A 4,808-nucleotide genomic window follows, 5' to 3' on the forward strand; every position below is an offset into this window, starting at 1 on the left:
TCTCGTGGGCTCGGAGATGTGTATAAGAGACAGCAGTATGGTGAAGAGCATGTTCTACCGACAATTGGTTATGCAGCGTCCATTTTAATCGGTGGATATTCGTTATTCATTAAAGGTCTCAAAAATCTAAGCAGATTAAATTTCGATATGAATACGCTTATGACTATTGCAATTATAGGAGCTGCAATCATTGGTGAATGGGGTGAAGGGGCAACCGTTGTTATCCTATTTGCGATTAGTGAAGCATTAGAGCGTTATTCAATGGATAAAGCACGTCAATCTATTGAATCTTTAATGGATATTGCCCCAAAAGAAGCGTTAATTCGACGAGGCAATGAAGAAATGATGATTCATGTTGATGATATTCAAGTTGGAGACATCATGATTGTTAAGTCCGGTCAAAAGTTAGCAATGGATGGAATAGTGGTTAAAGGTACATCGACATTAAATCAGGCTGCGATTACAGGTGAAAGTGTTCCAGTAACGAAAACCACAAATGATGAAGTATTTGCAGGAACCTTGAATGAAGAAGGGTTACTTGAGGTTAAAGTAACAAAACGAGTTGAAGATACTACTCTTTCAAAAATCATTCACTTGGTAGAAGAAGCCCAAGCAGAACGGGCCCCTTCTCAAGCGTTTGTCGATAAATTTGCAAAATACTATACACCAGCTATTGTCATACTAGCTCTTTTAATTGCGGTAGTTCCACCATTATTTGGCGGAGACTGGAGCCAATGGATTTATCAAGGCTTAGCTGTATTAGTGGTTGGTTGTCCTTGTGCCTTAGTAGTCTCAACTCCAGTTGCTGTGGTTACAGCAATAGGAAATGCAGCGAAAAATGGTGTTTTAATTAAAGGTGGTATCCATTTAGAAGAAGCAGGACACTTAAAAGCGATAGCCTTTGATAAAACAGGAACATTAACCAAAGGGATTCCTGCTGTAACAGACATTGTGACATATGGTAGAAATGAAAATGAATTAATGACCATAACAGCAGCCATTGAAAAAGGATCACAGCACCCTCTTGCTTCAGCGATTATGCGAAAAGCAGAAGAAAATGGATTAAAATTCAACGAAGTAACAGTAGAGGATTTTCAATCCATTACAGGTAAAGGCGTTAAAGCCAAAATAAATAATGAAATGTATTATGTGGGAAGTCCAAATCTTTTTGAGGAATTACACGGAAGCATTTCAAGCGATAGGAAAGAAAAAATTGCCGATATGCAAACTCAAGGTAAAACGGTGATGGTGTTAGGAACAGAAAAAGAAATTCTTTCGTTTATTGCCGTAGCCGATGAAATGAGGGAATCGTCTAAAGAAGTTATCGGCAAGTTGAACAATATGGGAATCGAAACAGTGATGCTAACAGGCGATAACCAAAGAACGGCAACAGCCATCGGAAAACAAGTTGGTGTTTCGGATATTAAAGCTGACTTACTTCCAGAAGATAAGCTTAATTTTATTAAAGAACTTCGAGAAAAACATCAAAGTGTGGGGATGGTCGGAGATGGCGTGAATGATGCTCCAGCCCTTGCGGCATCTACCGTTGGTGTAGCAATGGGTGGTGCTGGAACTGATACAGCTTTAGAAACAGCTGACATCGCCTTAATGTCTGATGATTTGAGTAAATTGCCATATACAATAAAATTAAGCCGTAAGGCTTTAGCAATCATCAAGCAAAACATTACCTTCTCTTTGGCGATTAAATTAGTGGCATTACTTTTGGTCATGCCCGGTTGGTTAACACTTTGGATAGCTATATTTGCTGATATGGGAGCAACTTTACTTGTAACATTAAACAGTTTACGCTTATTGAAAATCAAAGAATAGGTTCTAAAATGGGCGTCAACTATCGGGTGCGATCATTGAAAACAATGTTATGCTTCAAAAGGGATATTAACAGGAAATATACAACTAAAGGACGCTTTAACTGAGCAACGGAAAAAGCCAAATTTCTCAATTGATGTTGAGAAATTTGGCTTTTTAGTATGGGAATTTCCTTAGCATTGTAAATCCGCATTTTCCTGACGCTACCCCTTATAGAACCACTCTCCCCAACTACCAAGTTGGAGTAAAGGTGGGACGATCATCAGCAACAATGCACCTAGGAAGACGAACGGTGTATACACTTTCGCGAAACGATCGATGAACGCTTCACTCGGTGCTTTATTATCCTGCGCTTCCTCGACCAGTTCAATGATGTGCGCAAGCGTCGTCTCTTGATACGTCTTCTCGACGATCATGTCGAACGAACGATCCATGTTGAGCGTTCCGGCAAATACGTGATCGCCTTCCTTCTTATCGACAGGAATCGATTCGCCCGTGATCGGTGCTTGATTGATGGTCGTCGTCCCGTTCAGGATCGTGCCGTCCAGTGCAACCTGATCACCTGGTCGAATCCGGAGGATTTCTCCGACTCGCACCGCTTCCACCGGTTTACGTCTAACGTCCCCGTCCGTCAGCACGAAGGCTTCCTTCGGAGACAGTTCGATCAGTTTCTGAATGGAATTGCGCGTCCGCGCAAGGGAGCGATTCTGAAGCAAATTGCCGATGGCAAAGAGGAAGACGACGGTCGCTCCCTCGAGCCACTCCCCGATACATGCGGCACCGATGGCTGCTACGCTCATCAATACGTTCATGTCGAGTGAGCGGGCACGGACGGCATAATAGGCACTCCGGAAAACTCTCCCCCCACTGAGGATCAAGGCGATACCGTACAAAACATTCGGAAGATACGCTACTCCGCTCGTTTGGATGAGCAATCCCAGACCAATCAAAATCCCGGACAGGATCAAGGAGATCCCCTCGAACGACCGGACCGGTGCCTCGGACGTTTTCTTTCCCTTGACGTATCCATCGAAACCGATCTTGTTCAGCTCGCTTTGGACTTGTCGAGCATCCAGCTGATGGTCGATTTCCATCTCCCCACGGGCAAACGAAACTGTGACGGTCTGGACATTTTGCATCTTTTGAAAGTGTTGTTCGATCGTCTTAGCACAGCTACTACAGTCCATCCCGGAAACGGTGAATGTTTGGACGAGCTGATCTGATTTATCGGGAAGGGGCGGAAGCGATGACCGCGCTCTATCTGATCGGCGATACGCTCCTCTACGGTTGTCTTGCGCTGTTGATCGGTTTCTTTTCCGTCCAGCTCATCCCTCGTTCTTACCGACCTGACGTATCGCTTTCAATCCGCTGGGTTCGCATGCTCATCGTGCTGATGCTGTTATCCTTTTCCCTGTCCGTCTTACGAATCGTACTGTATTTATATGAAGAGATCGGTTTTTGGATAACACTGCAATCCGTGTTACTTACATTCGAGGCAGGGAACGCTTGGATTCTGATGGCTCTCTGGAGTGTACTCCTTCTCATCGTCATCAATCGTTCATCACTCAGTCCTGGACGTATAAAACTAGGGGTATTCCTTGTTATGGCGATGGTCGTTACGTTCGCGTGGTCCGGGCACGCCTCTAGCATCAAAGGGGCAGAAGGCATGCTCGTACATTCTATTCACGCACTCGCCGTCTTCATCTGGACCGGTGGATTGCTCATACTCGGCTTTTGGAGTCCATCAGACCGTAACTGGGGCATCTTCCTCGAATGGTTCAAACCACTCGTGACGCTATGTTTCTTACTGATCGTCGGTTCCGGCATCTATCTGATGTCTGTCGTCGTGCAGGTAGAGGAGTATTCCGATTCCTGGATTTTACCGTATGGACAAGCCTTACTCTGGAAACACGTCCTGATTCTACCCGTGCTGATCATCGGTATCATGAACGGGAAGTGGAGTTACGCGTCTCCTGAACGATCGTTTGAAGTCCGACGGATGCGGATGCGCATGGAAGGCATCTTGATCCTGCTTCTCTTCACAGCGACTGCGTGGCTCGGTCAACAGGAACCCCCTCACTCGATCAAGGATACTCTTCAATCCAGCGGGGCTGGTCCACTGTCAGGGTTTCTTTTCCCTAGCTTGCGTTTCACCTATTCTGATATCCGGTTCGAACCGACCATGATATCCCTCTTCTTGATGGCAATCAGCCTCCTTTTCGTGGGATTGTTGGTGTACGTCATCCGATCAACCCAAGACTCCATCAAGACCCTCTATCTTGGATTAGGCGTCTCGATCTCATTATTTTTCGCAGCGTTGTATAGTATTTCCGTGTATTTATGATCCTCCACATGAGCATTTCAGCGTGTGCGACGTCTTATACAAAAAGAAAGGCATGCGATACAGCAGTCTTTCTTTTTTCATACTTATTCATCATTTTCATACTAGTTATAACAGGTTCAATCCTATTTTAAATCGGTGCCATTTCTAGACTACTACTGGAATATGTATTACAATGTATTACAAAGGAGCTGATAATCATGAGTACCATTTCCGTACGTCTGGATGACCAGGATACACGACTCATCAAAGAATATGCGAAGGCAAAAAACATCACGATTTCTACACTCGTTCGCGATGCCGTCCTCGACCGCATCGAAGACGAAATCGATTTGCAACTCTATCATGATTCGATGGCAGCACACCGTAAAAAATCAGAAGCGATCTCTTTCGACGATATGATGAAGGAACTTGATTTAGAATGACAGCATATACGGTGGAGTTTGAGCGCGGAGCTCAAAAGTCTCTCAAGAAGATGGATCCCCAACAAGCGCGGATTATCATGTCCTGGATCAAGAAGAATCTGGTCGGGACGGATGATCCGCGTCGTCATGGTAAAGGACTCGTCTCGAATCGCTCGGGTGAATGGCGTTATCGCATCGGTGATTATCGTCTGATTGCTGACATCCAGGACTGTCTC

5 protein-coding genes are annotated in these 4,808 nt (G+C 44.9%); 4 read left to right on the plus strand and 1 reads right to left on the minus strand.

What is annotated here, in order from left to right; translation table 11 throughout:
- The coding region (locus F8N00_RS16225) for a heavy metal translocating P-type ATPase (RefSeq protein WP_421018585.1) at positions 1-1,830 on the plus strand (1,830 nt) is incomplete at its 5' end.
- Positions 1,831-2,030: 200 nt separating this feature from the next.
- On the opposite strand, the gene F8N00_RS16230 is transcribed toward F8N00_RS16225, so the two are convergent.
- Positions 2,031-3,014 (minus strand): heavy metal translocating P-type ATPase, encoded by a 984-nt coding sequence (locus tag F8N00_RS16230; protein ID WP_214725543.1) that lies wholly within the window; start codon positions 3,012-3,014, stop codon positions 2,031-2,033.
- Positions 3,015-3,028: 14 nt separating this feature from the next.
- Between F8N00_RS16230 and F8N00_RS16235 the strand changes: the two genes are divergently transcribed.
- The 3 genes from F8N00_RS16235 to F8N00_RS16245 form a co-directional block, all read left to right on the plus strand.
- Positions 3,029-4,171, plus strand: coding sequence for a copper resistance D family protein (locus tag F8N00_RS16235; RefSeq protein WP_214859077.1), 1,143 nt, complete (start codon positions 3,029-3,031; stop codon positions 4,169-4,171).
- 197 nt (positions 4,172-4,368) lie between these two features.
- Positions 4,369-4,593, plus strand: coding sequence for a type II toxin-antitoxin system RelB family antitoxin (gene relB, locus F8N00_RS16240; protein WP_026829710.1), 225 nt, complete (start codon positions 4,369-4,371; stop codon positions 4,591-4,593).
- A partial coding sequence (locus tag F8N00_RS16245; RefSeq protein ID WP_421018586.1) for a type II toxin-antitoxin system RelE family toxin occupies positions 4,590-4,808 on the plus strand: 219 nt, incomplete at its 3' end. The genes relB and F8N00_RS16245, both read left to right, overlap by 4 nt.

Source organism: Exiguobacterium sp. A1_3_1, from assembly GCF_048985645.1.
GTDB lineage: Bacteria > Bacillota > Bacilli > Exiguobacteriales > Exiguobacteriaceae > Exiguobacterium_A > Exiguobacterium_A indicum.

What these genes read in the sequence shown, in the direction of transcription:
- F8N00_RS16230 (WP_214725543.1), bottom strand. Translation starts at nt 3,014, where the DNA reads ATGGACTGTAGTAGCTGTGCTAAGACGATCGAACAACACTTTCAAAAG.
- F8N00_RS16235 (WP_214859077.1), top strand. Translation starts at nt 3,029, where the DNA reads ATGTTTGGACGAGCTGATCTGATTTATCGGGAAGGGGCGGAAGCGATG.
- relB (WP_026829710.1), top strand. Translation starts at nt 4,369, where the DNA reads ATGAGTACCATTTCCGTACGTCTGGATGACCAGGATACACGACTCATC.